The sequence below is a fragment of the Agromyces sp. NSFZ genome (assembly GCF_056156205.1).
Map to the genome: position 1 here is coordinate 2929294 of NZ_CM149585.1, position 25579 is coordinate 2954872.

26 protein-coding genes are annotated in these 25579 nt (G+C 70.8%); 13 read left to right on the top strand and 13 right to left on the bottom strand.

Going from position 1 to position 25579, the window contains the following annotated elements:
• Nucleotides 1-7: 7 nt before the first annotated feature.
• The 4 genes from ACVFI9_RS13785 to ACVFI9_RS13800 all read right to left on the bottom strand — a co-directional run bounded on the left by ACVFI9_RS13785 (nucleotide 8) and on the right by ACVFI9_RS13800 (nucleotide 3624).
• Nucleotides 8-373, bottom strand: a complete 366-nt coding sequence (locus tag ACVFI9_RS13785; RefSeq protein ID WP_474762784.1) for a zinc ribbon domain-containing protein YjdM — start codon at nucleotides 371-373, stop codon at nucleotides 8-10.
• Nucleotides 366-1439 (bottom strand): redox-regulated ATPase YchF, encoded by a 1074-nt coding sequence (gene ychF, locus ACVFI9_RS13790; RefSeq protein ID WP_474762785.1) that lies wholly within the window; start codon nucleotides 1437-1439, stop codon nucleotides 366-368. Before ychF ends, ACVFI9_RS13785 begins: the two co-directional genes overlap by 8 nt.
• A 329-nt stretch (nucleotides 1440-1768) precedes the next feature.
• On the bottom strand, nucleotides 1769-2722 hold the full coding sequence (locus tag ACVFI9_RS13795) for a DMT family transporter (protein WP_474762786.1): 954 nt from the start codon (nucleotides 2720-2722) through the stop codon (nucleotides 1769-1771).
• An 80-nt stretch (nucleotides 2723-2802) separates the two neighbouring features.
• Complete coding sequence (locus ACVFI9_RS13800) at nucleotides 2803-3624, bottom strand: class I SAM-dependent methyltransferase (RefSeq protein WP_474762787.1); 822 nt, start codon at nucleotides 3622-3624, stop codon at nucleotides 2803-2805.
• Nucleotides 3625-3660: 36 nt separating this feature from the next.
• Here ACVFI9_RS13800 and ACVFI9_RS13805 point away from each other — a divergent pair, with 36 nt between their 5' ends.
• Both ACVFI9_RS13805 and ACVFI9_RS13810 read left to right on the top strand, forming a co-directional pair.
• On the top strand, nucleotides 3661-4278 hold the full coding sequence (locus ACVFI9_RS13805; RefSeq protein WP_474762788.1) for a 3'-5' exonuclease: 618 nt from the start codon (nucleotides 3661-3663) through the stop codon (nucleotides 4276-4278).
• A 154-nt stretch (nucleotides 4279-4432) separates the two neighbouring features.
• Nucleotides 4433-5785 carry a DNA recombination protein RmuC gene (locus tag ACVFI9_RS13810; protein ID WP_474762789.1) on the top strand — a complete coding sequence of 451 codons (1353 nt, stop codon included), beginning with the start codon at nucleotides 4433-4435 and terminating at the stop codon, nucleotides 5783-5785.
• A 66-nt stretch (nucleotides 5786-5851) separates the two neighbouring features.
• Here the strand turns inward: ACVFI9_RS13810 and ACVFI9_RS13815 are convergent, their stop codons facing one another.
• The 3 genes from ACVFI9_RS13815 to glpX form a co-directional block, all read right to left on the bottom strand.
• A complete protein-coding gene (locus tag ACVFI9_RS13815; protein WP_474762790.1) occupies nucleotides 5852-6259 on the bottom strand; it encodes a VOC family protein in 408 nt (135 codons plus the stop codon).
• A gap of 391 nt (nucleotides 6260-6650) precedes the next feature.
• Nucleotides 6651-8006 (bottom strand): MFS transporter, encoded by a 1356-nt coding sequence (locus ACVFI9_RS13820; RefSeq protein WP_474762791.1) that lies wholly within the window; start codon nucleotides 8004-8006, stop codon nucleotides 6651-6653.
• A gap of 47 nt (nucleotides 8007-8053) precedes the next feature.
• Entirely contained in the window at nucleotides 8054-9055 is a 1002-nt protein-coding gene (gene glpX, locus ACVFI9_RS13825) for a class II fructose-bisphosphatase (RefSeq protein WP_474762792.1), read from the bottom strand.
• Between the two features lie 253 nt (nucleotides 9056-9308).
• On the opposite strand from glpX, the gene fbaA reads away from it, so the two are divergent.
• Both fbaA and ACVFI9_RS13835 read left to right on the top strand, forming a co-directional pair.
• Nucleotides 9309-10340: a class II fructose-bisphosphate aldolase gene (fbaA, locus tag ACVFI9_RS13830; protein WP_474762793.1), complete on the top strand. Its 1032-nt coding sequence runs from the start codon at nucleotides 9309-9311 to the stop codon at nucleotides 10338-10340.
• 7 nt (nucleotides 10341-10347) lie between these two features.
• Complete coding sequence (locus tag ACVFI9_RS13835) at nucleotides 10348-10953, top strand: DUF6264 family protein (RefSeq protein ID WP_474762794.1); 606 nt, start codon at nucleotides 10348-10350, stop codon at nucleotides 10951-10953.
• 71 nt (nucleotides 10954-11024) lie between these two features.
• Here the strand turns inward: ACVFI9_RS13835 and ACVFI9_RS13840 are convergent, their stop codons facing one another.
• Entirely contained in the window at nucleotides 11025-12068 is a 1044-nt protein-coding gene (locus ACVFI9_RS13840) for a 4-hydroxy-3-methylbut-2-enyl diphosphate reductase (protein ID WP_474766267.1), read from the bottom strand.
• Between the two features lie 110 nt (nucleotides 12069-12178).
• Here ACVFI9_RS13840 and xseA point away from each other — a divergent pair, with 110 nt between their 5' ends.
• The 5 genes from xseA to ACVFI9_RS13865 all read left to right on the top strand — a co-directional run bounded on the left by xseA (nucleotide 12179) and on the right by ACVFI9_RS13865 (nucleotide 16520).
• The gene (gene xseA / locus ACVFI9_RS13845) at nucleotides 12179-13420 is read left to right on the top strand and encodes an exodeoxyribonuclease VII large subunit (protein ID WP_474762795.1); all 1242 of its coding nucleotides are present in this window, start codon (nucleotides 12179-12181) and stop codon (nucleotides 13418-13420) included.
• A gap of 1 nt (nucleotide 13421) precedes the next feature.
• A complete protein-coding gene (locus ACVFI9_RS13850; protein ID WP_474762796.1) occupies nucleotides 13422-13673 on the top strand; it encodes an exodeoxyribonuclease VII small subunit in 252 nt (83 codons plus the stop codon).
• Nucleotides 13673-14314 carry a DUF4245 domain-containing protein gene (locus ACVFI9_RS13855; RefSeq protein ID WP_474762797.1) on the top strand — a complete coding sequence of 214 codons (642 nt, stop codon included), beginning with the start codon at nucleotides 13673-13675 and terminating at the stop codon, nucleotides 14312-14314. The genes ACVFI9_RS13850 and ACVFI9_RS13855 overlap by 1 nt, the downstream gene beginning before the upstream one ends.
• A 60-nt stretch (nucleotides 14315-14374) precedes the next feature.
• On the top strand, nucleotides 14375-15031 hold the full coding sequence (locus ACVFI9_RS13860; RefSeq protein ID WP_474762798.1) for a carbonic anhydrase: 657 nt from the start codon (nucleotides 14375-14377) through the stop codon (nucleotides 15029-15031).
• Between the two features lie 115 nt (nucleotides 15032-15146).
• Nucleotides 15147-16520, top strand: coding sequence for a class II fumarate hydratase (locus tag ACVFI9_RS13865; RefSeq protein ID WP_474766269.1), 1374 nt, complete (start codon nucleotides 15147-15149; stop codon nucleotides 16518-16520).
• A gap of 176 nt (nucleotides 16521-16696) precedes the next feature.
• On the opposite strand, the gene ACVFI9_RS13870 is transcribed toward ACVFI9_RS13865, so the two are convergent.
• Nucleotides 16697-16867: a hypothetical protein gene (locus ACVFI9_RS13870; protein ID WP_474762799.1), complete on the bottom strand. Its 171-nt coding sequence runs from the start codon at nucleotides 16865-16867 to the stop codon at nucleotides 16697-16699.
• Between the two features lie 135 nt (nucleotides 16868-17002).
• Between ACVFI9_RS13870 and ACVFI9_RS13875 the strand changes: the two genes are divergently transcribed.
• Complete coding sequence (locus ACVFI9_RS13875) at nucleotides 17003-17629, top strand: pyridoxamine 5'-phosphate oxidase family protein (RefSeq protein ID WP_474762800.1); 627 nt, start codon at nucleotides 17003-17005, stop codon at nucleotides 17627-17629.
• 39 nt (nucleotides 17630-17668) lie between these two features.
• On the opposite strand, the gene ACVFI9_RS13880 is transcribed toward ACVFI9_RS13875, so the two are convergent.
• A complete protein-coding gene (locus ACVFI9_RS13880; RefSeq protein ID WP_474762801.1) occupies nucleotides 17669-19045 on the bottom strand; it encodes an FAD-binding oxidoreductase in 1377 nt (458 codons plus the stop codon).
• A gap of 92 nt (nucleotides 19046-19137) precedes the next feature.
• Here ACVFI9_RS13880 and ACVFI9_RS13885 point away from each other — a divergent pair, with 92 nt between their 5' ends.
• Nucleotides 19138-19593, top strand: coding sequence for a MarR family winged helix-turn-helix transcriptional regulator (locus tag ACVFI9_RS13885; protein WP_474762802.1), 456 nt, complete (start codon nucleotides 19138-19140; stop codon nucleotides 19591-19593).
• Nucleotides 19594-19653: 60 nt separating this feature from the next.
• Here ACVFI9_RS13885 and ACVFI9_RS13890 read toward each other — a convergent pair whose 3' ends face one another.
• The 3 genes from ACVFI9_RS13890 to ACVFI9_RS13900 form a co-directional block, all read right to left on the bottom strand.
• A complete protein-coding gene (locus ACVFI9_RS13890) occupies nucleotides 19654-20970 on the bottom strand; it encodes a PhoH family protein (protein ID WP_474762803.1) in 1317 nt (438 codons plus the stop codon).
• 287 nt (nucleotides 20971-21257) lie between these two features.
• A complete protein-coding gene (locus ACVFI9_RS13895) occupies nucleotides 21258-22376 on the bottom strand; it encodes an aminotransferase class V-fold PLP-dependent enzyme (RefSeq protein ID WP_474762804.1) in 1119 nt (372 codons plus the stop codon).
• A gap of 60 nt (nucleotides 22377-22436) precedes the next feature.
• Nucleotides 22437-23222 carry an isoprenyl transferase gene (locus ACVFI9_RS13900; RefSeq protein ID WP_474762805.1) on the bottom strand — a complete coding sequence of 262 codons (786 nt, stop codon included), beginning with the start codon at nucleotides 23220-23222 and terminating at the stop codon, nucleotides 22437-22439.
• 73 nt (nucleotides 23223-23295) lie between these two features.
• Here ACVFI9_RS13900 and trhA point away from each other — a divergent pair, with 73 nt between their 5' ends.
• Nucleotides 23296-24096 carry a PAQR family membrane homeostasis protein TrhA gene (trhA, locus tag ACVFI9_RS13905; protein WP_474762806.1) on the top strand — a complete coding sequence of 267 codons (801 nt, stop codon included), beginning with the start codon at nucleotides 23296-23298 and terminating at the stop codon, nucleotides 24094-24096.
• 127 nt (nucleotides 24097-24223) lie between these two features.
• Nucleotides 24224-25558 carry a DUF222 domain-containing protein gene (locus tag ACVFI9_RS13910; RefSeq protein ID WP_474762807.1) on the top strand — a complete coding sequence of 445 codons (1335 nt, stop codon included), beginning with the start codon at nucleotides 24224-24226 and terminating at the stop codon, nucleotides 25556-25558.
• Nucleotides 25559-25579 lie beyond the last annotated feature (21 nt).

Consider the following 25579-nt stretch of genomic DNA (forward strand, 5'->3'; position numbering starts at 1 on the left):
TCGGCGATCAGACCGACTTCTTGACCACGCTGGACTTCAGCTGCATCCGCCCGAATCCGGGAACGTTCGCGTCGATGTCGTGATCGCCCACGCCGTCGGCGATGAGCCGGATCCCGCGGACCTTCGTGCCGACCTTCACGACACCACCGCCGGCACCCTTGACCTTGAGATCCTTGACGACCGTCACGGTGTCACCGTCGGCGAGCACGTTGCCGACGGCATCCCTGATCGAGGCCGCGGCATCCGTTCCGATCCCCTCCGCGGCCGAGGCCGAGGACCATTCATGGCCGCACATCGGGCACACCAGCAGTGCGCCCTGCTCGTAGGTGTACGACTCGTGGCACTGCGGGCAGGCGGGCAACGCGTCAGACATTGAAGCGGAACTCCACCACGTCGCCGTCGTGCATGACGTAGTCCTTGCCCTCCATGCGGGCCTTGCCCTTCGCCCGGGCCTCGGCGACCGAGCCGGTGGCGACGAGGTCCTCGAACGAGATGACCTCGGCCTTGATGAAGCCGCGCTCGAAGTCGGTGTGGATCACGCCGGCGGCCTGCGGGGCCTTCGCCCCGACCGGGATCGTCCACGCTCGCGACTCCTTGGGACCCGCGGTGAGGTACGTCTGCAGCCCGAGGGTCTTGAAGCCGATGCGGGCGAGCTGGTCGAGACCCGACTCGTCCTGCCCGGTCGACGCGAGCAGCTCCGCGGCATCCTCGGGGTCGAGGTCGATGAGCTCGGACTCGATCTTCGCGTCGAGGAAGACCGCCTCGGCTGGCGCGACCAGCGCCGCGAGTTCGGCCTTGCGCGCGGCATCCGTCAGCACCGCCTCGTCGACGTTGAAGACGTAGATGAACGGCTTCGCCGTCAGCAGGCCGAGCTCGCGAATGGGTGACAGGTCGACGGATGCCGCCGACAGCGGCGTGCCCTTCTGCAACACCTCCTGCGCCTCGACCGCCGCGGCCAGCACCGACGGGTCGGTCTTCTTGCCCTTGACCTCCTTCTCGAAGCGCGGGATGGCGCGCTCGAGCGTCTCGAGGTCTGCGAGGATCAGCTCGGTGTTGATGGTCTCCATGTCGGCCTTCGGGTCGACCGTGCCCTCGACGTGCACGACGTCGGAGTCCTCGAAGCCGCGCACGACCTGCGCGATGGCGTCGGCCTCGCGGATGTTCGCGAGGAACTTGTTGCCGAGCCCTTCGCCCTCCGACGCGCCCTTCACGATGCCGGCGATGTCGACGAACGACACGGCCGCCGGCAGGATGCGCTCGGAGCCGAAGATCTCGGCGAGCGTCTTCAGGCGCGGGTCGGGCAGGTTCACCACGCCGATGTTCGGTTCGATCGTCGCGAACGGGTAGTTCGCCGCGAGCACCTGGTTCTTGGTCAGGGCATTGAAGAGGGTCGACTTGCCGACGTTCGGGAGACCGACGATTCCGATGGTGAGAGCCACGGGGGTCTATCGTACCGCCCGACCGGTGGCCGCCCCGACCGGCTTGGGGCGATGTCGGCACCACCCCCTACGGTCGATCGCGTGACCACCCCCACCCTCAACGTGATCGAACACGGCTCCGGCCTCCCGCTCCTCGCCCTGCACGGCTTCCCGGTGACGAGCCCGTCGAGCGGGGCGATCCCATCACGGCGCCGACGCTCATCGTCGCCGGCCGTCAGGACTGGATCGTCGGCTACCTCGACCAGTGGAGCATTCTCGAGCACTACCCGGCGGCGACGTTCGCCGTGCTCGACGTCGCCGGCCACAACCTGCAGTTCGAGCGGTCGGAGCTATTCGGTGCGCTCGTTCGGGACTGGCTCGACCGGGTCGCCGACGAGCCGCTCGCCTGATGACGATTTGGTGTCGCCGGCCCGCCGGTCGCGGCGCTGGTGCAGCGTGAGATACACGCCCGCGATGACCACCGCGCCGCCGATGAGCACCGGCAGCTCGAGCGCGGCACCGAGCGCGAGTGCGATCACGACCGTGAACACGGGCAGCAGGTTGAGGAAGATGCCGGCGCGCGACGGACCGACCTTCGACGCACCGATGTTCCACAGCGCGTAGCCCGCCATCGACGGGAAGATCACGATGTACGCGAGACCGAGCGTGCCGGCGGCGCTCGACGGCAGTGAGACGCCGGTGAACACGATGACGGGCAGCATCGTCACGACCGCGAACACGCTCTGCACGGCCGTCGCCGTGATGGGCGGAGTCACGAGGCGCCGCGAGATGAGCGAGTAGATCGTCCACGCGAGCACCGAGGCGATGACGAGCAGGTCGCCGACGCCGAAGCCCTGCTCGACGAGCTGGCCGAGGTCCCCGCCCGTGAGCACCACCGTGACGCCGACGAACGCCACGATGAGGCCGGTCACCTGGACGCGATTCAGGCGCTCGCGCAGGAAGACCGCCGCGCCGAGCGCGATGACCGCCGGGTTGATGGCGCTGATGACGGCCGCGTTCACGGCGCCGGTGAATCCGAGCGCGGCGTACAGGAACAGCGTGTACCCGGTGAGGCCGAGCACCGACTGCAGCAGGTGCAGCTTCCACTCGCGCAGCGCCGCGCGCCAGTTCGGGCGCTCGATGGTCCAGGCGAGCGCGATCAGTGGCAGGAACGCGAAGACCCACCGGAAGAACGTCAGCGAGATGGGCGAGATCTCCCGCGTCACCATCTCGCCGAACACGTAGTTGCCCGCCCAGAACAGGTTGGCGAGCGCCAGGAAGAGGTACACCCGGCCGCGTTTCACCGAACAAGCCTACGTCGTCGCGGCCGGGGCCTCGGTGCACGGATGCCGCAGCCGCCCGTGCGGCGCGGGGTCTGGGTCGCTCAGCCCCGCAGCCGTGAGCGGAAGCAGTGCGTGACGTACGGCACCGCGAGCTCCGCCGCCCCCGCCACGTCGGGATGCGTGTCGAGCAGGGTCTCGAGCGCGGCGATCGTCGCGGCCTGCTCGCGCGCGCGCGCGGTGATGTAGTAGCTCCGGGATCGCACGAGGTCGAGGAACCGGGTCCGCGACATCCGCTCGACCCACTCGACGGTGTGCTCCTCGATGGGACCGAACGGCGGGCCGATCTTCACGTACCCCTCGAACGTCGTGCTCGCGTCGTGACCCTCGTGCATGATCGCGCCGGCCTCCTTGAGCCAGTCCGACCGGATGTCGCGGCTGTTCCAGACGAGGCCGAGCACGCCGCCCGGACGCAGCACCCGCGCGATCTCGGGCACCGCCCGCTCGGGCACGAACCAGTGCCACGCCTGGCCGGCGACCACCGCGTCGACCCAGGCGTCCTCCACGGGGATGTCCTCCGCGGTGCCGAGGATGCGTGGCACGCCCGGCACGGCGACCTCGAGCTCCTCGAGCATCTCCTCCACGGGGTCGACGGCGATCACGTCGCGGTCGAGGGCGACGAGCGCCTCGGTGAGCTTGCCGGTGCCCGCGCCGAGGTCGAGCACGCGCTTCGCATCGCCGATGAGCCACTCGATGGCCTCGACCGGGTAGCCGGGCCGCGACTGGTGGTAGACGGATGCCGCGGCGCCGAACGATCGCGCGACCTCGACGGTCGCGGGGTCGCTCGAGTCGACGACCACGCCGTCGGGACCACGGTTCACGGGCTCGGCATCCACGCCGCCCATTCCACGCCCGCGGCGGGGCATCCGTCAACTGTCCGCCCTGCGTGCGACGATGCAGACGTGCCAGTGGACTTCACCGCGATCGACTTCGAAACAGCCAACTCGTCGGGGGCGTCGGCCTGCTCCGTCGGCCTCGTGAAGGTGCGCGACGGCCGCGTCGTCGATCGGGTGCACTGGTACATCCGTCCGCCGTTCCCGCACAACGAATTCTCGGAGTGGAACATCCGCATCCACGGCATCACGCCCGAGATGGTGGCGGACGCCCCCGGGTGGGACGTGCACCTGCCGGCCCTGCGGGAGTTCGCCGGGGCCGACGTGCTCGTGGCCCACAACGCCGGCTTCGACATGGGCGTCATCGCGAAGACGAGCGCCGCGTTCGGGCTCGACGTGCCCGACTTCCGCTCGTTGTGCAGCCTGCAGGTGGCCCGTCGCACGTACCACCTCGAGTCGTACCGCCTACCGGTCGCCGCCATGGCCGCGGGGTTCGAGGGCTTCTCGCACCACGACGCGCTCGCCGACGCCGAGGCGTGCGCTGCGATCGTCGTGCACGCCGCGAAGCGGCACGAGGTCGACGACGTGGAGCGTCTCGCGCACGTCACCCGCGTGCAGCTCGGCGCCATCGGCCGGGTCGCGACCGGCGAGCAGCGCGCCGCGCACGGCCCCATGGCGCTGCAGTAGCAGCGCCCCGCTCCGCTGCGCCAGTTGTGCGCCCGCCGCGCCAGTTGCGGTGGCGCACGGGGCACCGACGTGGCGCAGGCGAGCGGCCGTCGTGAACGACGACTGGCGGCGCGGCTGACGCGAGGATGTCGGGGGCCGCTGCGACACTGGCGGCATGGACCTCCTCGCACTCCTCATCGGGCTTCTCGTCGGCGCGATCCTCGGCGGCCTCGGCGTCGCCGTGGTGTCGTCGCGGCGCGCCGCGAACGCGCCCGCGGCCGAAGACCCGGCGCTCGTCGAGGCCCTGCACCAGGCCCAGCTCGCCGAGGTGCGAGCCGCCGAGGAGGCGGCGAAGTCGGTGCTCCGCGAGGAGCTCGCCGCGGTGCAGGCGACCGCCGAACTGCTGCGCGAGCAGATCGTCGCCGCCCAGCAGCAGCACCGCGATCTCGTCGAGCAGCACCGCGCCGAGCAGCAGGCGCGCGAGGCCCGCGAGCAGGCCGAGAGCCGGGTGCTGCAGGCGCTCGCGCCCGTGAAGCAGACGCTCTCCGAGATGCAGTCGAAGGTCAGCGACCTCGAGTCGCAGCGCAACCTGCAGCACGGCGAGCTCGCCCAGCAGCTGAAGTCAGCCGCCGAGTCCGAGGAGCGACTGCGCTCCACGGCCGAGGCGCTCGCGTCGGCGCTCCGCTCCAACAGCACGCGCGGCGTCTGGGGCGAGACACAGCTGCGCAGCGTCGTCGAGGCCGCCGGCCTCATCGAGCGCGTCGACTTCGACGTGCAGTCGAGCATCTCGAGCGACTCCGGCTCGGGCCGGCCCGACATGGTCGTGCGCCTGCCCGGCGGCAAGTCGATCGCGGTCGACGCGAAGGTGCCGTTCAACGCCTACCTCGAGGCGAGCCAGATCCCTGCGACCGCCGCCGGCGCCGATGCCGCCCGCCGGGCCGAGTTCATGAAGCAGCACGTGCAGGCGGTGCGCGCCCACATCACGGCACTCGGCTCGAAGGGCTACTGGAACGGCCTCGACGCCTCCCCCGAACTCGTCATCGCGTTCATCCCGAGCGAGTCGCTCGTCTCCGCCGCCCTCGAGGCCGACCCCAGCATCATGGAGTTCGCGTTCGCGAAGCGCGTGGCCCTCGCATCCCCCGTCACGCTGTGGTCGGTGCTGAAGACCGTCGCGTTCTCGTGGCAGCAGGACGTGCTGACCAACGAGGCGAAGACGCTGTTCGACCTCAGCCGTGAGCTGTACTCGCGCCTCGCCACGACGGCAAGCCACATCGAGAAGCTCGGCCGCACCATCGAGCGCAGCGTGAAGGACTACAACGCGTTCGTGGGCTCGCTCGAGCGCCAGGTGCTGCCCACCGCCCGCAAGCTCGGTGCCCTCGACGAGTCGAAGGTGCTGGCGCCCCTGCAGGGCATCGAGGAGGCGCCGCGCGAGCTCACGGCCTACGAACTCGTCGCCGGGGCGGGCGCCGACCTCGACCCCGAGCTGCGGCTCCAGCTCGAGACGACCGACCCCGCGAAACGCGACTGACGCGCCGGCGGCGGCCACCCGGGTCGCCAGCGGGCTTCAGATCTCATCAGGTCGCGAGGTCGCAGGTCAGGTCGCGAGCACGCTGAGCACGTTGCCGGCCGGGTCGCGGAACCACGCGATATCCGGGCCCTGCCCGGTGCGGCTCCCCCACGCGATGCCGCGTTCGTCGGTGCCGAAGTCGTGCTCCCCGCTGTAGATCTTCGTCACGATCCCGGCGGTGTTGAGCTCGTCGACCGCCGTGCCGACGTCGTCGACGATGAGGTTCAGCATCGTGTACTCGGCGGGCACGTGATCCGGCTTCGCGTACACGTAGACCGACTGCCCCGACGGCAGGGTGAGCTGCAACGCTCCCATGGAGTCGTCGGCGACCGGCAGCCCGAGCTTCGAACCGTAGAACTCCCGCGCAGCGGCGAGGTCGTCGACGCTGTACCCCGGAAACGCGTCTCGGATGGTGACGATCGGTTCCTCCTTCAATGGATGCCGCCAAGACTCGCACGCCCGTCGACCGGCGTCGACCCCGGCGCATCCGACCATCGCGCCGCCGACCCCACCACCGCGCACAATTCAGGAAGCGCGCCGACCAGCACCCTCCACAATTCTGGAAGGGCCTGAACCGCCATCCTCCGTCCTCAGGAAACGCACGCGCACTTCCGCGGTCGGGCAGGAAATCGCGGGCTGAACAGGACGAGGACGATGTCGAGTCCTGAATTCTGAACGTCAGAGCCCTCCCCGCTCCTGAATTCTGAAGCACCCCGGAACAGCTCGTTCCTGAATTCTGACCACCTCGCCTCGAGTCGTCCTGAATTCTGCATACGTCTCCTGCGACTCGCTCGGCCGGGCCGGGCGCCGGCGGCCGGGCGGGCGATCAGGCGCGCGGGTGCGGCTCGTCGACCGGCGCCGCGAATCCGGCGGCGGCCTCGGCACCCGTGACCACCGTGGCATCCATCGGCCCGTCGTCGAGCGGGTGCGCGAGCTCGTCCTCCCCGAGCCGTGCCGCCGCGAGCGTGATGACCGCAAGCACCGGCGGCACGAGACCGGCGATGAGGAAGGCCGGCGCCAGGCCGAGCAGCTCGCCGATCGGCCCGGCGACCGCCATCGAGAGCGGCATGAGGGCGAGGGACACGAAGAAGTCGAGGCTCGACACGCGACCCAGCATCGCGGGCGGCACGCGACGCTGCAGCAGGGTGCCCCACACCACCTGGCCGGCGTCGAACAGGAACCCCACGATGAAGGTGGCGCCGACCATGACCCACAGCCACGAGGTCACGCCGATCACCGCGAGCGGAATGCAGCCGAACCCCCACACGAGGATCATGATGGTGAGGTACCGACGAGGGAGCGGGAACGACGCCACGAGCAGCGACCCGAGCGCGCCGCCGATGCCGAACGCCGCGAGCACGAGGGCGAACTCGCCCGCGCCGCCGCCCGCTTGGTCGCGGACGGCGAACGGGATCAGCACCTCGATCGGTCCGATCACGACGAGCACGAGCACGATCGAGAACGCGAGCGTCGCGAAGAGCCACCTGGTGCGCAGCAGGTAGCTGAAACCGTCCCGCAGGTCGGTCGCCATCTGGCGGACCGGGTGGGCATCCGTCTCGGCGAGATCGCGACGCAGCGCCGTGGTGCGCATGATGGCGAGGCCGCCGACTGCCACGGCCTGGAGCCCCGCGACCACCAGGAAGGCGAGCCATGGACCCTGCACGGCGATGAGCACGCTTGCGAGGGCGGGCCCGGCCGCCTGCTGCGCCACCGGCCGGAACACGCCCTCGATGCCGTTCGCCGCGAGCAGCTGCTCAGCGGGCAGGAGGGTCGGCAACCAGGCGGAGTAAGCCGGATAGAAGAAGCCGTCGGCGATGCCCAGCACGCACGAGAGCACCGCGAGGTGCCACACCTGGATCGCACCGCCGACGGCCAGCAACCCGGCGACGACGAACACGGCGGCCCGCACGACCTCGACGACGACGAGGATCCGTCGCTGCGGCACGCGGTCGGCGACGACGCCGCCCACGAGCACCGAGGCGACGAGACCGAGGCTCGCCCCGACGGCGACGATCGACAGATCGATCGGGGAGCCGCCGAGTTCGATGACCTGCCACGCGGCGGCGATGATCCAGGCACCGGCGCTCAGCAATGACGCCGCGAGCGCGACGGTGAGCAGTCGGTACTGGCCCGATCCGAACGGCCGCAGGGCACGCGGAAGGCGTGAGGCGTCGGAGGTCATCCGCTCATTCTGACGCCCGCGCGCGCAGATGCCCCCACGGGATCCGGTCAGATGTCGGTCTTGTCCAGCCACTTCTCGACGAGGTGGTCGGCGATCACGCGGCGGATCGTGCCCGATTTCCCGCGAAGGATGACGCTCTCGGTACGGATGATCGGGCCCTTCTTGCGCACGCCGTCGACGAGCTCGCCGTCGGTCACACCCGTCGCGACGAAGAAGGTGTTGTCGCTGCGCACCAGGTCGTCGAGCTCGTAGACGTGGTCGAACAGGAGCCCGGCGGCCTCACCGCGCTCCCGCTCGGCGTCGTCGAGCGGCGCGAGCCGGCCCTGCATGAACCCGCCGAGCGCCTTGATGGCGCACGCCGTCGTGATGCCCTCGGGGCTGCCGCCGATGCCGACGCACATGTCGATGCGGGATTCGTAGCGCGCGGCGTTGATGCCGCCGGCGACGTCGCCGTCGCTGATGAGGCGCGTGCCGGCCCCGGCCGCGCGGATGTCGGCGATGAGCTGCTCGTGACGCTCGCGGTTGAGCACCGCCACGCGCATCTCGCCGACGTCCTTGCCCTTGGCGGCGGCGAGCGCGCGCAGGTTCTCGCCGATGGGCTTGCGGATGTCGACGACGCCTCTGCCCGCGGCATCCGTCACGATCTTGTCCATGTAGAAGACGGATGACGCGTCGAGCATCGTGCCGCGGTCGGCCACCGCGATGACCGACAGCGCGTTCTGGCGACCGGCGGCCGTGAGCGAGGTGCCGTCGATCGGGTCGACGGCGATGTCGCAGGCGGGTCCGCGGCCGTTGCCGACCCGCTCGCCGTTGAAGAGCATCGGCGCCTCGTCCTTCTCGCCCTCGCCGATGACGACGACGCCGTCGAAGTTGACCGTGCCGAGGAACGCCCGCATGGCGTCGACCGCCGCCCCGTCGGCGCCGAGCTTGTCACCGCGGCCGATCCAGGGATAGGAACGGATCGCGGCCGCCTCCGTGGCCCGCACGAGCTCGAGCGCGATGTTGCGGTCGGGGTGCAGGTAGAGGCTTTCGGTATCGGTGCTCACCATCGAGGGGTCCTCCTGGAACGTGGTCAGGTGTCGACGTCCGATCCCGCGTCGAGTGGTGCGGGGGCGTCGATTCGAGCCTACCGACGGGCCCTTGGCGGGCGGTCGAGTTCGGGACGAATCGGCGTGAAAGATCGTGCGTTCTTTACGATCACGGCACGCGCGGCGGCGGCTCGGGGCATCCGTCGGCACCTGAGCAGTGCTCGGCAACTGGATAGACTCGTGAACGACTCGACCCACTTCCGAAGGAGCAGGTATGCCCATCGCAACGCCCGAGCAGTACGCACAGATGCTCGACACCGCCAAGGCGAAGGGCTTCGCCTTCCCGGCGATCAACGTGTCGTCCTCGCAGACGCTGAACGCGGTGCTGCAGGGCCTCACCGAGGCGGGCTCCGACGGCATCATCCAGGTCACCACGGGCGGGGCAGACTACTTCGCCGGGCACACCGTGAAGGCACGCGCCGCCGGTGCGCTCGCGTTCGCGAAGTTCGCGCACGAGGTGGCGAAGGCGTACCCGATCACGGTCGCGCTGCACACCGACCACTGCCCCAAGGACGCACTCGACGGCTTCGTGTACCCGCTCATCGCCGCCTCCGAGGAGGAGGTCAAGGCGGGCCGCAACCCGATCTTCCAGTCGCACATGTGGGACGGCTCGGCCGTGCCGCTCGCCGAGAACCTCGAGATCGCCAAGGAGATCCTGCCCCGCATGAAGGCGATCAACGCGATCCTCGAGGTCGAGATCGGCGTCGTCGGCGGCGAGGAGGACGGCGTCAAGCACGAGGGCTCCAACGAGGCCCTCTACACGACGCTCGCCGACGCGGTCGCGGCGGTCGATGCGCTCGGACTCGGCGAGCAGGGCCGGTACATGGCCGCCCTCACCTTCGGCAACGTGCACGGCGTGTACGCACCCGGCAACGTGAAGCTGCGCCCCGGGCTGCTCAAGGAGATCCAGGACGGGCTGGCCGAGAAGTACGGCACGGGCGAGAAGCCCCTCGACCTCGTCTTCCACGGCGGGTCGGGCTCGAGCGACGACGAGATCGCCGAGGCGGTGCGCAACGGCGTCGTGAAGATGAACATCGACACCGACACGCAGTACGCGTTCACGCGCTCGATCGCCGGCTACATGTTCCAGAACTACGACGGCGTGCTGAAGGTCGACGGCTCGGTCGGCAACAAGAAGCAGTACGACCCTCGCGCCTGGGGCAAGGTCGCCGAGTCGGCCATGGCCGTGCGCGTGGCCGAGTCGACCCGCCAGCTCGGGTCCGTCGGCAACTCCATCAGCGCCTAGGTTCCGGATGTCGCAGCAGCACCCCGCCGGAACACCCGACGACCGCGCCGGGCGCGACGAGCGCCCGCGCCCGCAGTACGGGGAGTACGCGCCTGAGGGATGGACGTGGCAGCCGCCGACCGATGAGCGCACGTCCGCCCCCGCGCCGCAGATCCCGGCGCCCCCGGTCGGTCCGGTGGCCGGGGGTGCTGCCGCGGCATCCGCTCACGGGGGCCGGCCGGAGCGCCGGGGCGACCGCATCGCGACCGTCGCATTGCTCGTGCTCGGACTCTTCGGCGCGCTCTACAACACGCTGCTGCTGAACATGCTGCCATCCGTGGCCACCGACACGTTCCGCCAGACAGCCGAGATACTCGGCACCGAGCTCCCGGCCCGCGACTTCGCCCCCGGCCCCCAGGTGCCGACCCTGATCCTCGTCGGGTCGATCGTGCAGCTCGCGCTGTGGCTGATCGCCCTGGTCTGGTCGGTGCGTCGCCTCCGGGCGCGGCGCCTCGCGTTCTGGGTGCCGCTCGTCGCCGGGGCCGTCGCGTTCGTGGTGTTCTACGTGCTCATGACGCAGATCCTGCTGTCGGACCCGGAGTACGCGCGGGTCCTGATGGGGTCGGCGGGCTGACGCCGGCAGCGGTGGGGTCGGCGGGCTGACGCCCGCAGCGGTGGGGTCGGCGGGCTGACGCCCGCAGCGGCTCAGCCCTGCGGCGTGCGCGCACGCCCGCCGAGCGCCCGCTCGTCGCGGTTGCCCTGCAGGTCCTTGCGGAGCTCCTTCGGCAGCGAGAACATGAGGTCCTCCTCGGCCGTCTTCACCTCGGCGACATCGCCGTAGCCGGCATCGGCGAGCGCGTCGAGCACCTCGCGCACGAGCTCCTCGGGAACGGATGCCCCGCTCGTCACGCCGACGGTCTCGACGCCGTCGAGCCACTCCTGCTGCACCTCGCTCGCGTAGTCGACGCGGTAGGCGGCCTTCGCGCCGTACTCGAGCGCGACCTCGACGAGGCGCACGCTGTTGGAGCTGTTGGCGGAGCCGACGACGATCACGAGGTCGGCCTCCTGCGCGACCTTCTTGATCGCGACCTGGCGGTTCTGGGTGGCGTAGCAGATGTCGTCGCTCGGCGGGTCGGCGAGCTTCGGGAACTTCTCACGCAGTCGCCGCACGGTTTCCATGGTCTCGTCGACCGAGAGCGTGGTCTGCGAGAGCCAGACGACCTTCTCGGGGTCGCGCACCTCGATGTTCTCGACATCGTCGGGGCTGTTCACGAGCGTCACGTGGTCGGGAGCCTCGCCGGCCGTGCCCTCGACCTCCTCGTGCCCTTCGTGACCGATGAGCAGGATCTCGTAGTCGTCGCGGGCGAAGCGCACGGCCTCGCGGTGCACCTTGGTGACGAGCGGGCACGTCGCGTCGATCGCGTGCAGGCCGCGGTCGGCGGCGGCGTTCACGACGGCCGGCGACACGCCGTGGGCACTGAAGACGATGTGGGCGCCCTCGGGCACCTCGTCGACCTCGTCGACGAAGATCGCGCCCTGCTGCTCGAGCTGGGTGACGACGTGGATGTTGTGCACGATCTGCTTGCGCACGTACACGGGTGCGCCGTAGTGCTCGAGCGCCTTCTCGACGGCGATGACAGCACGGTCGACACCCGCGCAGTAGCCGCGGGGCGCGGCCAGCAGCACGCGCTTGTGTCCGGGGACGGGGATATCCTTGAGCCGGCCGCGCACGCCAGGCACCCTGGGCATGCCGAGGCCGATCCGCGGGGCATCCGTCGTACTCGTCACGGTGTCCATCCTATGCGGCGATACTGAACAGACGGCCTGAGCGGCCACGTGCGACGAAGGGAACCGACTCGATGGCGGATGCCCCGGCGACACGTGAGGCGCCGTGGCCGGTCGCGCTCCTCTCGGGCAAGCTCAAGGAGTACCTCGACCGCCTCGGCACGGTGTGGGTCGAGGGCGAGCTCACCCAGTGGGGGGTCTCGGGCGGCAACGTCTACGGCAAGCTGAAGGACCTCGAGGCCGACGCCACGATCTCGATCACGATGTGGTCGTCGGTGCGGGCACGCCTGTCGGAGCAGTTCAAGCAGGGCGACCACGTCGTCGCGCTGGTGAAGCCGAACTGGTGGGTCAAGGGCGGCTCGCTCTCCATGCAGGTGTACGACCTCCGGCACGTCGGGCTCGGCGACCTGCTCGAGCGGCTCGAACGGCTGCGCGCGCAGCTCGCCGCCGAGGGCCTCTTCGACGTCGCCCGCAAGAAGCGGCTGCCGTTCCTCCCGGGCGTCATCGGGCTCGTCACCGGGCGCGACAGCGACGCGGAGCAGGACGTGCTGCGCAACGCGCGCCTGCGCTGGCCGAGCGTCGAGTTCCGCATGGCGTACGCCGCCGTGCAGGGCGACCGCACCGCCGTCGAGGTCGTCTCGGCGATCCGGCGGCTCGACGCCGACCCCGAGGTCGAGGTCATCATCATCGCCAGGGGCGGCGGCGACTTCCAGAACCTGCTGGGGTTCAGCGACGAGCGCGTCGTACGGGCGGCGGCTGCGGCATCCACCCCCATCGTCTCCGCGATCGGCCATGAGGCCGACCGGCCGCTCCTCGACGAGGTCGCCGACCTGCGTGCCTCGACGCCGACGGACGCCGCGAAGCGCGTCGTGCCCGACGTCGCCGAGGAGCTCACCCGCGTCGAGCAGGCGCGAGCGCGCCTGGGCATGCGCCTCGCCGCGATGCTCACGCGCGAGATCGACCGCATCGGGCACCTTCGCGCTCGGCCGGCGCTCGCCGACCCCGGCTGGATCATCGACCGCCGTGCCGAGGACCTCACCCGGTGGGTCGCCCGCGGCACCGAGCTCATGGAGCGGTGCATCGAACGGCAGACGGCCCGCGTCGGCGAGCTCCGGGGCCACCTCCGGGCGCTGTCGCCGCAGGCGACGCTCGACCGCGGGTACGCCATCGTGCAGCGCGACCACGACGGCGTGCTCACCCGTCCCGACCAGGCACCCGAGGGCACCCGGCTGCGCATCACGCTCGCCGAGGGGCGGCTCGGCGCCGTGTCCACGGGCCGGCCGGCCGACGACGAGGCGGTCGGCGGCGCCGAATAGAATGGAGGCCATGCCCCCCTCCACGGATGTCGCCGAGCTCACCTACGAGCAGGCACGCGACGAGCTCGTGCGGGTCGTCGCCGAGCTCGAGCAGGGCTCCGCGACCCTCGAGCAGTCGCTCGCGCTGTGGGAGCGCGGCGAGGCGCTGGCCGCCCGCTGCGAGGAGTGGCTCATCGGGGCGAAGGCGCGCCTCGACGCGGCGCGAGCGGGAGCGATCCGGCCCGCGGCATCCGACGACGCCGGCGAGCGCTGATGGCCGCACGCAGCCCCCGCGTCGTCGCCGAGCTCGGCCGACCAGAGACCCCCGAAGAGACCGCGGCCCGCCAGGCCGAGAACTCGCGCAAGCACCGCCAGCGGCAGACCGTCAGGAACCTCGTGCTCGCGCTCGGCGCGAGCCTGCTCGTGGTGCTCGTCATCGTGCTGCTCGTGCCGCGCAGCGACACCCCGCTCGAACGCGACATCGACGTGGCCGCCGTGGCGGCGCAGGCGCAGGCGGCGAGCGACGATCCGCTCGCGGTGCCCGAGCTCCCCGAGGGGTGGCGGGCCAACGCGGCCGAGCTGCGACGCTCCGACGTCGACGAGGTCACCGCCTGGTACGCGGGTTACCTCACACCCGGCGACGAGTACGTGGGCATGTACCAGGGTTTCGACGCCAACCCCACGTGGGTCGCCGGGCTCCTCGCCCGCACGCTCGCCACCGGCACCACCACCATCGACGGCGTGGAGTGGACCGTGTACGACAACCGCGACTCCGCCGACGACGTCGGCAACGCCCGATACGGGCTCACGACCGAGGCGGGCGGCACGACGTTCGTCCTGCTCGGCACGGCGAGCCCCGACGAGTTCGAGACCCTCGCGGCCGAGCTCGTCCCCACCATCGAAGCCCAGGACTGACCCGCACCCGCACCGAACCGCAACGCCGACGCCACACCGACGAACCCGAGAGGATCCGCCGTGAGCACGCCGCCCACCGAACGCCCCGAGACTCCGGCTGCGACGTGGCGGGAACTCCGCCGCGGCAACGAGCGGTTCATCGCCGGCGAGCCGCTGCACCCCCGGCAGGACGTCGACCATCGCACGGCGCTCGCCGACACCCAGCGGCCGCTCGTCGCGGTCTTCGGCTGCAGCGACTCGCGCCTGGCGGCCGAGATCATCTTCGACGTGGGCCTCGGCGACGCGTTCGTCGTGCGCAACGCCGGACAGGTCATCTCCGACTCGGTGCTCGGCTCGCTCGAGTACGCGGTCGGCGTGCTCGGCGTGCCGCTCATCCTGGTGCTCGGGCACGACCAGTGCGGCGCCGTGCGGGCCGCGATCGAGTCGCAGGCCCCCGAAGCCGCTCCGCTGCCGCCGCACATCGCGAGCGTCGTCGACCGCATCGTGCCGGCGGTGCGACGCGTCGCGGGCGTCGACGCCGATCAGCCCATCCTCACCGACGACGTCGACGCCGCGTACGTCGGCCGCGAGCACCTGCGCGACACCGTGGCCGAGCTCCTCGAGAGCTCCGAGATGATCAGCGACGCGATCGCGGCGGGTACGCTGGCTATCGTCGGCGCGAACTACCGCCTCGTCGAAGGTCGTGCCGAGACCGACATCGTCGTCGGCCGTATCTGACCGCCGCAGATCTCCGACCGCCGCAGTCGCGGCTCACGCCGGGTCTCCGGCATGCAACGAAAGGGAACACATCGTGGTGGACAACGCCGCCGACTACCGCATCGAGCAGGACACGATGGGCGAGGTGAGGGTGCCGAAGTCGGCGCTCTACCGAGCCCAGACGCAGCGCGCCGTCGAGAACTTCCCGATCTCGGGCTCCCAGCTCGAGCCGCAGCAGATCCAGGCCCTCGCCCGCATCAAGAAGGCGGCCGCCCAGGCCAACGCCCGCCTGGGCGTGCTCGACGCCGACATCGCGAAGGCCATCGAGGAGGCCGCCGATGAGGTCATCGCGGGCCGTCACGGGTTCGTCGAGCACTTCCCCGTCGACGTCTACCAGACCGGCAGCGGCACCTCGTCGAACATGAACATGAACGAGGTGCTCGCCACCGTGGCGACCGAGAAGCTCGGCCGGGCGGTGCATCCGAACGACCACGTGAACGCCTCGCAGTCGTCGAACGACGTGTTCCCCACGTCGGTGCACATCGCGGTCACCGCCGCGCTCATCGACGACCTCATCCCCGCCCTCGACCACCTCGCCGTCGCCCTCGAGGCCAAGGCCGAGCAGTGGGCCGGCGTGGTCAAGGCGGGCCGCACGCACCTCATGGATGCCACGCCCGTGACCCTCGGCCAGGAGTTCGGCGGCTACGCCCGCCAGGTGCGCCTCGGCATCGAGCGCGTGCGCACCGCCCTCCCCCGGGTCGCCGAGGTCCCGCTCGGCGGCACCGCGGTGGGCACCGGCATCAACACGCCGGCGGGCTTCCCGCAGCTGGTCATCGAGCTCCTCCAGCAGGACACGGAGCTCCCGATCACCGAGGCGGCCGACCACTTCGAGGCGCAGGCCAACCGCGACGGCCTCGTCGACGCATCCGGTGCCCTGCGCACCATCGCCGTGAGCCTCACGAAGATCTCGAACGACCTGCGCTGGATGGGCTCCGGCCCCAACACCGGCCTCGGCGAGCTGCAGATCCCCGACCTCCAGCCCGGCTCGTCGATCATGCCCGGCAAGGTCAACCCGGTGGTGCCCGAGGCGGTGCTCATGGTGTGCGCCAGGGTCATCGGCAACGACGCCACGGTCGCGTGGGGCGGGGCATCCGGAGCGTTCGAGCTCAACGTCCAGATCCCCGTGATGGGCACGGCGTTGCTCGAGTCGATCCGCCTGCTCTCGAATTCCGTGCGCGTGCTCGCCGACAAGACCATCGCCGGGCTCGAGGCGAACGTCGAGCGGGCCACGGCCCTCGCCGGCATGTCGCCGTCGATCGTGACGCCGCTCAACAAGCTCATCGGCTACGAGGCCGCGGCGAAGATCGCCAAGCACTCGGTCGCCAAGGGCATCACCGTGCGCGAGGCCGTGGTCGACCTCGGTTACGTCGAGCGGGGCGAGCTCACCGAGGCGCAGCTCGACACCGCGCTCGACCTGCTCTCGATGACGCGTCCGCCGCAGGCGCAGTAGCGCGCTCCGCGGCTCCCGCTCCGCTCCACGCCCGCGCCACCTTCGCGCCCTCCGCGCCACCTCCGCGCGATTTCCCGCGCCCTCCGCGCCACCTCCGCGCCCTCCGCGCCACCTCAAGTGGAGCAGGGGGCGCGGACGTGGCGCAGGCGGTGCGCAATGCCCCGCCCACGTGCTGATCAGGTCGCCGACCCCGTGCCCGCGAGGAAGTCCAGCACGTCGGGAGTCGCGTCGTCGATCCGACGATAGTGGCGATGCGACCCCGGCACGGGCCGCGCGCCGTTCACGCTCCAGGTCGCCATGCCGGCGGCGATGCCCGCGGTGACGCCTGCCGGGGTGCCCTCGATCACGAGGCAATCGCGAGGTTCGGCGTCGTGCCGTCGACATCGAAGAGCACCACGCGGGTCGACGGCATGATCCGAGTCTGGCAGGTTCCCATCCGCCGACGTCGAACAGCGCCCGCGCCACAGGCATAGGTTGGAGGCATGGATCACGGAGGCACTGCCGTCACGGACGTCGACGACCTCGAGGCGGTCGTCGGGAGACCGCTGCCGGCAGTGCGGGGCAAGATGCGCACCCGCCTGCACGAGCTCGACCGGCAGTGGCTCGCCGCATCCCCGCTCTGCTTCATCGCCACGACGGATGCCGCCGGCAACGCGGACGTCTCGCCGAAGGGCGACCCGCCCGGGTTCGCGCTGGTCCTCGACGACACGACGATCGCGATCCCCGAGCGACCGGGCAATCGGCGCGCCGACGGGTTCCACAACCTGCTCGAGAACCCGCACGTCGGACTGATCTTCGTGATCCCCGGACGTGGCGACACGCTCCGCATCAACGGGCGCGCCCGGCTCCTGCGCGATGTGCCCTACGCCGACCGCATGCGGGTGCGCGGTCACGAGCCGCAGCTCGTGCTCGAGGTGACGGTCGACGAGGTCTTCTCGCACTGCTCGAAGGCGTTCCTCCGGTCGAAGACGTGGGAGCCCGACACCTGGAACCCTGCGACCGCGCCGCGCCGGGCGATCATCGCGCAGACCCTCGAGCGCCCCGACGAGACCGTCGAGGCGCTCGACGAGTACTACGGTCCCTCGTACGCCGAGAAGATCTACGGCTGAGGCGAGGGCGGATGCCGCCGCGACATCCGCCCGCGCCCGTCACCGCCCCGCCGTGACCCCGGCGGGCTCGATGTTGACGTTGGAACCGAACACGTTCGCAGGATCGTAGAGCGCCTTCGCCTCGGCGAGACGTCGGAGCGTCGGCTCGGGATACGCCGCTCGCGCCGCCGTCTCGCCGGCGGTCGCCATGAAGTTGACGTACCCGGGGCCGCCGACCCCGAGCGCGGCGCTCGCGCGATCGGCCCACTCGCCGCCGGCCTCGGCGATCACCGGATCGGGGTGCAGTGCGCCCACGGTCGCCATGAGCCCGCGGGAGCGGTGTGCGAACGCCGTCGCCTCGTCGGCCACCCGGGCGATCGCGCCGCCCAGGGGCCGGAGGTTGAGCACGGCGAACGGTGTCGGCGCGTCGCCGACGAGGGCGATCGCGAGATCGGCACGGTCGGCATCGAAGCCGTCGCGGAACCCGGTGCGCATCGCCACCCGGTTCGGCTGGAGATCGGGACCGGCCTGGAACATCGCGGGATACGGCTGCTCGACGACGAGGTCGGCGAGCAGCGTCCCGGCGGCGCGGAAGGGGGCGAGCGCCGAGGGGGCGTCCTCCGGCCGACCGGAGTGGCAGACGAGCGCCATGACGATCGGCGTGCCGTGCCGGTCGGCGGGAAGGAACGGCAGTGGTGGCGCCTTCATGACGTTGACCATGGCCGAGACCGTGTCGTCCGCCTCCAGCGTTGCGCGGACCAGGCCGGCCACCGTCGTTCCCCGCGGCTCGAAGACGAGCATCCCGCCCGTGACGACCGGGGTCTCATGCAACCGCAGCCGCAGTGACGTGACGACGCCGAAGTTCCCGCCGCCGCCACGCAGCGCCCAGAACAGCTCGGGCTCCTCGGCTTCGCTCGCCTCGACGACCCGGCCGTCGGCGAGCACCACCGTGGCGCCGAGCAGGTTGTCGATCGTGAGGCCGTCGCGTCGGCTGAGGTGGCCGATGCCGCCGCCCAACGTGAGGCCCGCGATGCCCACGGTGGGGGTATCTCCGAAGCCCGTCGCGAGCCCGTGCGCGCCGGCGGCCGTCGTGTAGGCGCCGGCCGTCGCGCCCCCGCCCGCCACGCCGACCCGCTGGGCCGGGTCGATGTCCACGTTCGACAACGCACGCAGGTCGAGCAGGATGCCGCCGTCCACCAGGGCGTGCCGGGCATACGCGTGACCGCCGCCCCGAACGCCGAGCGGTGCGCCCGATTCGGCGGCGGTCGTGACCACGGCGGCCACTTCGCGCTCATCCCGGGGCCGTGCCACCGCGATGGGCGTCCGCACGTCGCCCGCGAAGAACAGGGTCGACGCCTCGTCGAACCCGGGCTCCCCGGACGTCAGGAGACCGGCGCCGAGCATGGTGCGCAGCCGCTGCAGTACCTCTGCACTCATTCGATGTCCTTTCATTCGATATCGAAAGATTAGACATCTAATCGTCTGCACGCAAATGCATTCGCATCGAACCCGCAGGATAGGGTCGGGGCATGGAGCTCGTACCGCACCAGGCGCTCGGCATCAGCCTCTGGGAGGCCACCCAGATCGTCTCCCGCGCCTTCGACCGCGAGCTCGCGGCTCACGGCGGCAACCGCCCGACGTGGTTCGTCTTCCTGAACATCGACCGCGGCGAGCACACCACGCAGCGCGACCTCGCGCGCGCCATCGGCATCACCGATGCGACCCTCAGCCACCACCTCGGCAACCTCGAGGAACGCGGTCTCATTCGACGCGATCGCGGCACCCGCGACCGACGCAGCCAGCGCATCACGTTCACCGACGACGGTCGCGAGGTCTTCGAGGAGATGAAGGCCGCCGCGATCGCGTTCGATCGCGAGATGCGCACCACACTCGGGCCGGACCGCACCGCTGCACTGGAGGCCGCGCTCGCGACCCTCGTGACGAGGTTCGACACGGGTGAGCCGCTTCCCCAGCACGTCGACTGACGGCGAGGGGCGAACCCCCGCCGTCGGCCGCGACGTCGGCTCGGCCCGCGCCGGCGTCGGCTACGTCAACTCGGCACCGTCGAGCATCTCCGACACGAGCGCCGCGATGGCCGACCGCTCCGAGCGGGTGAGCGTGATGTGGGCGAAGAGCGGATGCCCCTTCAGCGTCTCGATCACGCTCGCGACCCCGTCGTGGCGGCCCACGCGGAGGTTGTCGCGCTGTGCGACGTCGTGCGTGAGCACCACCCGCGAGTTCTGCCCGATACGGCTGAGCACCGTGAGCAGCACGTTGCGTTCGAGCGACTGCGCTTCGTCGACGATCACGAAGGCGTCGTGCAGCGACCGCCCCCGGATGTGCGTGAGCGGCAGCACCTCGAGGATGCCGCGGTCCACGACCTCGTCGAGCACGTTGTCGGACACCACCGAGCCGAGCGTGTCGAAGACCGCCTGCCCCCAGGGGTTCATCTTCTCCCCCTGGTCGCCCGGCAGGTACCCGAGCTCCTGGCCGCCGACCGCGTAGAGCGGGCGGAACACCATGATCTTCTTGTGCTGCTGACGCTCGAGCACCATCTCGAGCCCGGCGCAGAGCGCGAGCGCCGACTTGCCGGTGCCGGCGCGGCCGCCGAGCGAGAGGATGCCAACCTCGGGGTCGAGCAGCAGGTCGATCGCGAGACGCTGCTCGGCCGAACGGCCGTGCACCCCGAAGACCTCGCGGTCGCCGCGCACGAGCTTCACCTCGCGATCGCCCACGACGCGACCGAGCGCCGACCCGCGGTCGGAGTGGATGACGAGCCCCGTGTTCACGGGCATGCCCTCGACCTCCGGGGTCGTCATGTGTTCGTGCTCGTAGAGCTTGGCCATGTCGTTGGAACCCAGCGAGAGCTCGGCCATGCCGGTCCAGCCCGAATCGAGCGCGAGCTCGGCGCGGTACTCCTGCGCGTCGAGGCCGATCGACGCGGCCTTCACCCGCAGCGGCAGGTCCTTGGAGACGACGGTGACCGCGACCCCGTCGTTCGCGAGGTTCGCGGCGCACGCGAGGATCCTGGAGTCGTTGTCGCCGAGTTGCAGCCCGCTCGGAAGCACCGAGGGGCTCGAGTGGTTGAGCTCGACCCGCAGCGACCCGCCGTCGCCGACGGGGATCGGGAAGTCGAGGCGCTCGTGCTCGATGCGCAGCTCGTCGAGGATCCGCAGCGCCTGCCTCGCGAAGTACCCGATCTCGGGGTCGTTGCGCTTGGCTTCGAGTTCCGTGATGACGACCACCGGAAGCACCACCGCGTGTTCGGCGAATCGGAACAGCGCCCGCGGATCCGACAGCAGCACCGACGTGTCGAGCACGTACGTGCGTTCCGCCTGCGCCGCACGTTGCGGCAGAGACACGTCAGGGCGTGCCTTGGCACGCCCTGTGGTCCGACCGCTGGAGTTGGAGGTTTCGAGTGAGGCCACGACCGCTCCTGCCCCGAGCACTTCCGCTCGGCTCTCGCGCCGGCCGGCGAATCCTCCTACGAGCGCTTCACGAAGCCGACTCGACCGGGCGCCTTGCCCGATGCCTCGACGCTACGACGCCCGTGCCCGATCCGCGACAGCGACACGCGAATCGTCATCTGTCGTTCACATTCGGGCGGGTGTCCCGACCTCGGGCGGATGCCCCACCGCCCGCCGATGCGTCAGTACGACGCCGCCGTGCCGTACGAGACGAACGCGGCACGCAGCATGTCGATGGTCTCGGCGTTCGTCCCGGCGTGGATGCTGAGACGCACCTGACCGAGACGTGTCGTGGCCGTGACGCCGTGGTTGTGCAGCGACGCCGTGAGGTACGTCACCTGCTCGGCGGGCGGCTCGAGCACGACGAGCCCGGCCCGCTCCTGCTCGTCACGCGAGGACACGACGGCGATCGCGAACTCGTCGGCGAGGTCGATCACCTCGCTCACCCGCTCGGCGATGGCCGCGTTGATCTCGCCCACGCCGGTGGCCGAGATCTCCTCCATGACGGCGGCGAAGCGCGCTTCGGCGAGTGGATCGGGGTTCGACACCCGGTACGCCCTGGCGTCGGGGGCCGGAGGCGGCACCTCACCCCAGGGCTCGTCCTCTTCGGTGCCGCTGAAGCCCGAGAACACGGGCGTCAACCGTTCGAGGGCGCGATCTGAGAGCGCCATGATGCCCGTGCCCCAACCGGCGCGGCACCACTTCTGCCCGCCCGTGAGCACGACGTCGGCCGCGGTCCACGGCGCGTCGACGACGCCGAAGCCCTGGATGGCGTCGACGATGAGCAGCCGGTCGCCGATGACCTGGCGGATGCCCTCGATGTCGCAGAGGTAGCCCGTGCGCGAGTCGACGAGGCTCACGGCGACCGCCCCGATATTCGCCTCGAGCTGCTCGCGGATCTGGCCGGGCGTCACCTTGCCGTGGTCGGTTTCGAGCCACACGGGCTGCACCGAGTGCAGCGCCTCCTGCGCCCGCACCGCGGCGATCGGCAGGCTCGGGAACTCCTCGGCCGACAGCAGCACGCTGCCGGTGAGGCCGAACATCGCATGCATGATGCCCTGGGAGGTGTTCGACTGGAACACGATCTGGTCGGCGGGGAAGCCGGTGAGATCGGCCGCGGCATTGCGAACGCGCGCATCCTGCTCGCCGAAGACGTCGAAGCTGCCGTGCCGGCCTCGCTGGAGCACCTGGGCGAGCGCCATGGTCTCCTCGGCGGCGGAGGTCGCGAGCGGACCGACCCGGGCATAGTCCAAGTAGCCGGGCTCCTCGGTGAAACCGGCGATGTACGCGTCGATCGTCACGAACGCCCCCCTTCTCCGAGCCATATCATGGCAGACCTGCGGGGCGCGCGACGAACGGGATCACCCGCCGAACCTGCGGTGCCGGCCCGCGTAGTCGCGGAGGGCGCGAAGGAAGTCGACCTGCCGCAGGTCGGGGCCGAGGGCCTCCACGAAGTAGAACTCGCTGTGCGCGGCCTGCCACAGCATGAAGTCGCTGAGCCGCTGCTCGCCCGATGTGCGGATCACGAGGTCGGGGTCGGGCTGGCCGCCCGTGTAGAGGTGCTCGCCGATGAGGTCGGGCGTGAGTCGCTCGGCGAGGTCCTCCAGGCTCCGGCCCTCGGCGTGATGCGAGGCCACGATCGAGCGCATGGCATCGGTGATCTCCTTGCGCCCGCCGTAGCCCACGGCGAGGTTCACGTGCATGCCCCGCTTGTCGGCGGTGCGGTGCTCAGCGGCGTCGAGCGCGGCGACGAGCGGTTCCGGCAGCCCCGCGTCGGAGCCGACGTGCTGCACGCGCCAGTCGCGGTAGTGCGAGAGCTCCTCGGCGAGTTCGGCGATGATCTCGATGAGGTCGGACAGCTCGGAGCTCGACCGGTTGCCGAGGTTGTCGCTCGAGAGCAGGTAGAGCGTGACCACCCGGATGCCGAGGTCGTCGCACCATTCGAGGAACTCGCGCATCTTCGCGGCGCCGGCGCGGTGCCCGTGGGCCGCGCTCTCGTACCCGAGCTGCTTCGCCCACCGACGGTTGCCGTCGATGATCATGGCGACGTGCCGAGGCAGCACGGCGGGGTCGAGCCCGCGCTTGAGGCGGTTCTGGTAGAGACGGTAGAGGAGACCGCGACCGAGGGGCTGATCGCTCTGTTTCACGGCACTACGCTACCCCTCCCCGGCCGAGCCCACTCACAGCGGAACGTGATCCACGACGCCCTACGCTGTGACCATGAGCCACGAGCGCCGCGACGATCCCCCCGGCTTCGCCGACGAGCTCTCGAAGCCCGTCGCTCCCGAGGACACGGCGGATGCCGCCATCACGCGCGATGCGCACGGGCCCGACCTTCCCAACATCCCGCTGCTCGACGACGCCGTGGCGCACACCGAGCCCAAGCCGACGTGGCGGGGCTGGATCCACGCGGGCACGTTCCCGCTCACGATCGCGGCGGGCGTGGTGCTCATCGTGCTGGCCGAGGGTGCGCCGGCGAAGTGGTCGTCGGCGGTGTTCACGCTCACCTCGATGCTGTTGTTCGGCATGTCGGCGCTCTACCACCGCTTCGACTGGAATCCGCGCACGAAGGTGCTCCTGAAGCGCATCGACCACGCCAACATCTTCCTGCTCATCGCCGGCACCTACACGCCCCTTGCGATCCTCGCGCTGCCACCCGACAAGGGCTGGCTGCTGCTCGGCCTGGTCTGGGGCGGCGCGCTCCTCGGCATCGGCTTCCGCGTGTTCTGGATCCACGCGCCGCGCTGGCTCTACGTGCCCCTCTACCTCCTGCTCGGCTGGGCGGCCGTCATGTACCTCGGTGACCTGCTGGCCGCGAACGTCGCCATGATGGTGCTCGTGCTCGTGGGAGGCCTGCTCTACACGGTGGGCGCGATCGTCTACGGGCTGAAGAAACCGAACCCGTGGCCCGGCCGGTTCGGCTTCCACGAGATCTTCCACACCTGCACGGTGCTCGCCTTCATGGCGCACTGGACGGCGACCCTGATCATCGCGATCGATCCCGTCTACCACCTCGGCTGACGGATGCCGCAGGCTGGACTTGTCCTCCACAGGCGGCTGTCTGGCGGGGTTGTCCACAGGCAGATCTCCTGATCATGGGTGGTTTCCGCGCTGATTGAATGTCGGTGGGTGGGTGCAGGATCGAAGCATGCAACAACCCCCACCGCCACCTCCGCCGCCGCAGCCGCAGCCGCTGGCGCAGCCGTTGGCGTTGGTCGCGCTCGAGCGCGATCTCGCGGCGCTGACCGAGGTGTGGGCGGGTGCGATGCCAGCGTGGGGTGCCGTCCATGGGCGCGCGCAGGTCGAGGTCGAGCAACTGAGCGACACCGGCCTCATGCACGTCGCCGACGCGCTCGCGAAGGTGCGCCGCGGCACCGACGCCCTCCTCGCCCGAGTCGCGGCCGAGGTGACCAAGCGTTCCGGGTCGGAGTTCGGTGACACCGGGCTCGCGAAGACGCATGGGTTCCACAACCCGGTACGCCTGATCGCGGCATCCACCGGGTCGTCCCGCGCCGACGCGCTACGACTGATCACGGTCGGCACCGCCACCGCCGGGCGCCAGACCTTCACCGGTGAACGACAGCCGTCCCGGCACCCGCACGTCGCCGCCGCCCTGGAAGCGGCGACGATCGGTATCGACGCTGCCGCGGCGATCACGGCGATGCTCGACCGGGCCGCGATGCACGCCGACCCGGGTCGGGTCGACGTCGTCGAAGCCGCGCTCGTCGACCTCGCCGCGCACGTCCCCCTCGAGACCCTGCTCCGCGGGGTCCGCGAGGCCGAAGCACGCCTCGGTCCCGACGGCGTCGAACCCCGCGAAGACGAACTCCGGCAGGAGCGGTCGCTGACGATCCGTGAAGACGGCCGCGGCCTGGTGCACCTGCACGCCCGCCTCGACCCCGAAACCGCCGCCCCGATCAAGACCGCGATCGAAGCGCTCGTCACCGACGTGCTCCGCCGACGCGAACCCGGCGACCGCGCGCCCGCCGACGGCATGCCGATCACTGACCACACCGACGGCGACCCCGGCACCAACGCGGTCGTGGACGACCGGCGGTCCATCCCGCAGCTCCAGGCCGACGCGCTCGCCGCCCTCTGCCGGCACACCCTCGGCTGCACCCAGACCCACACCCCGCTCGCGAAGACCACCATCATCGTCCGCGTCGACCTCGACACCCTCACCACCGGGCTCGGACACGCCAGCATCGACGGCCTCGACCAACCCATCTCAGCCGGCACCGCCCGACGCCTGGCCGCCGACGCCGAACTCATCCCCGCCGTCCTCGGCACAGACAGCCTCCCCCTCGACCTCGGCCGCTCGGCTCGGCTCGGCTGTTCACCAAAGCCCAACGCCTCGCGCTCGGCGAACGCGACGGCGGCTGCGCCGCCTGTGGCCAGAACATCACCTACGTCGAAGCCCACCACCTCCACCGGCGGGAACGCGACACCGGCCCCACCGACCTCACCAACGGCGTCCTGCTGAGGCTGTCGCGTGAATCTTCGT

Bases quoted from the DNA above. Each gene is read 5' to 3' on its own strand.
- ACVFI9_RS13855 (WP_474762797.1), top strand. From the start codon at position 13,673: ATGGCCGCACGCAGCCCCCGCGTCGTCGCCGAGCTCGGCCGACCAGAG.
- ACVFI9_RS13850 (WP_474762796.1), top strand. From the start codon at position 13,422: ATGGAGGCCATGCCCCCCTCCACGGATGTCGCCGAGCTCACCTACGAG.
- ACVFI9_RS13880 (WP_474762801.1), bottom strand. From the start codon at position 19,045: ATGAGTGCAGAGGTACTGCAGCGGCTGCGCACCATGCTCGGCGCCGGT.
- ACVFI9_RS13800 (WP_474762787.1), bottom strand. From the start codon at position 3,624: ATGCCCCGCCGCGGGCGTGGAATGGGCGGCGTGGATGCCGAGCCCGTG.
- ACVFI9_RS13840 (WP_474766267.1), bottom strand. From the start codon at position 12,068: ATGCCCAGGGTGCCTGGCGTGCGCGGCCGGCTCAAGGATATCCCCGTC.
- ACVFI9_RS13885 (WP_474762802.1), top strand. From the start codon at position 19,138: ATGGAGCTCGTACCGCACCAGGCGCTCGGCATCAGCCTCTGGGAGGCC.
- trhA (WP_474762806.1), top strand. From the start codon at position 23,296: ATGAGCCACGAGCGCCGCGACGATCCCCCCGGCTTCGCCGACGAGCTC.
- ACVFI9_RS13820 (WP_474762791.1), bottom strand. From the start codon at position 8,006: ATGACCTCCGACGCCTCACGCCTTCCGCGTGCCCTGCGGCCGTTCGGA.
- ACVFI9_RS13810 (WP_474762789.1), top strand. From the start codon at position 4,433: ATGGACCTCCTCGCACTCCTCATCGGGCTTCTCGTCGGCGCGATCCTC.
- fbaA (WP_474762793.1), top strand. From the start codon at position 9,309: ATGCCCATCGCAACGCCCGAGCAGTACGCACAGATGCTCGACACCGCC.
- ACVFI9_RS13875 (WP_474762800.1), top strand. From the start codon at position 17,003: ATGGATCACGGAGGCACTGCCGTCACGGACGTCGACGACCTCGAGGCG.
- ACVFI9_RS13835 (WP_474762794.1), top strand. From the start codon at position 10,348: ATGTCGCAGCAGCACCCCGCCGGAACACCCGACGACCGCGCCGGGCGC.
- ACVFI9_RS13785 (WP_474762784.1), bottom strand. From the start codon at position 373: ATGTCTGACGCGTTGCCCGCCTGCCCGCAGTGCCACGAGTCGTACACC.
- xseA (WP_474762795.1), top strand. From the start codon at position 12,179: ATGGCGGATGCCCCGGCGACACGTGAGGCGCCGTGGCCGGTCGCGCTC.
- glpX (WP_474762792.1), bottom strand. From the start codon at position 9,055: ATGGTGAGCACCGATACCGAAAGCCTCTACCTGCACCCCGACCGCAAC.
- ACVFI9_RS13910 (WP_474762807.1), top strand. From the start codon at position 24,224: ATGCAACAACCCCCACCGCCACCTCCGCCGCCGCAGCCGCAGCCGCTG.
- ACVFI9_RS13865 (WP_474766269.1), top strand. From the start codon at position 15,147: ATGGGCGAGGTGAGGGTGCCGAAGTCGGCGCTCTACCGAGCCCAGACG.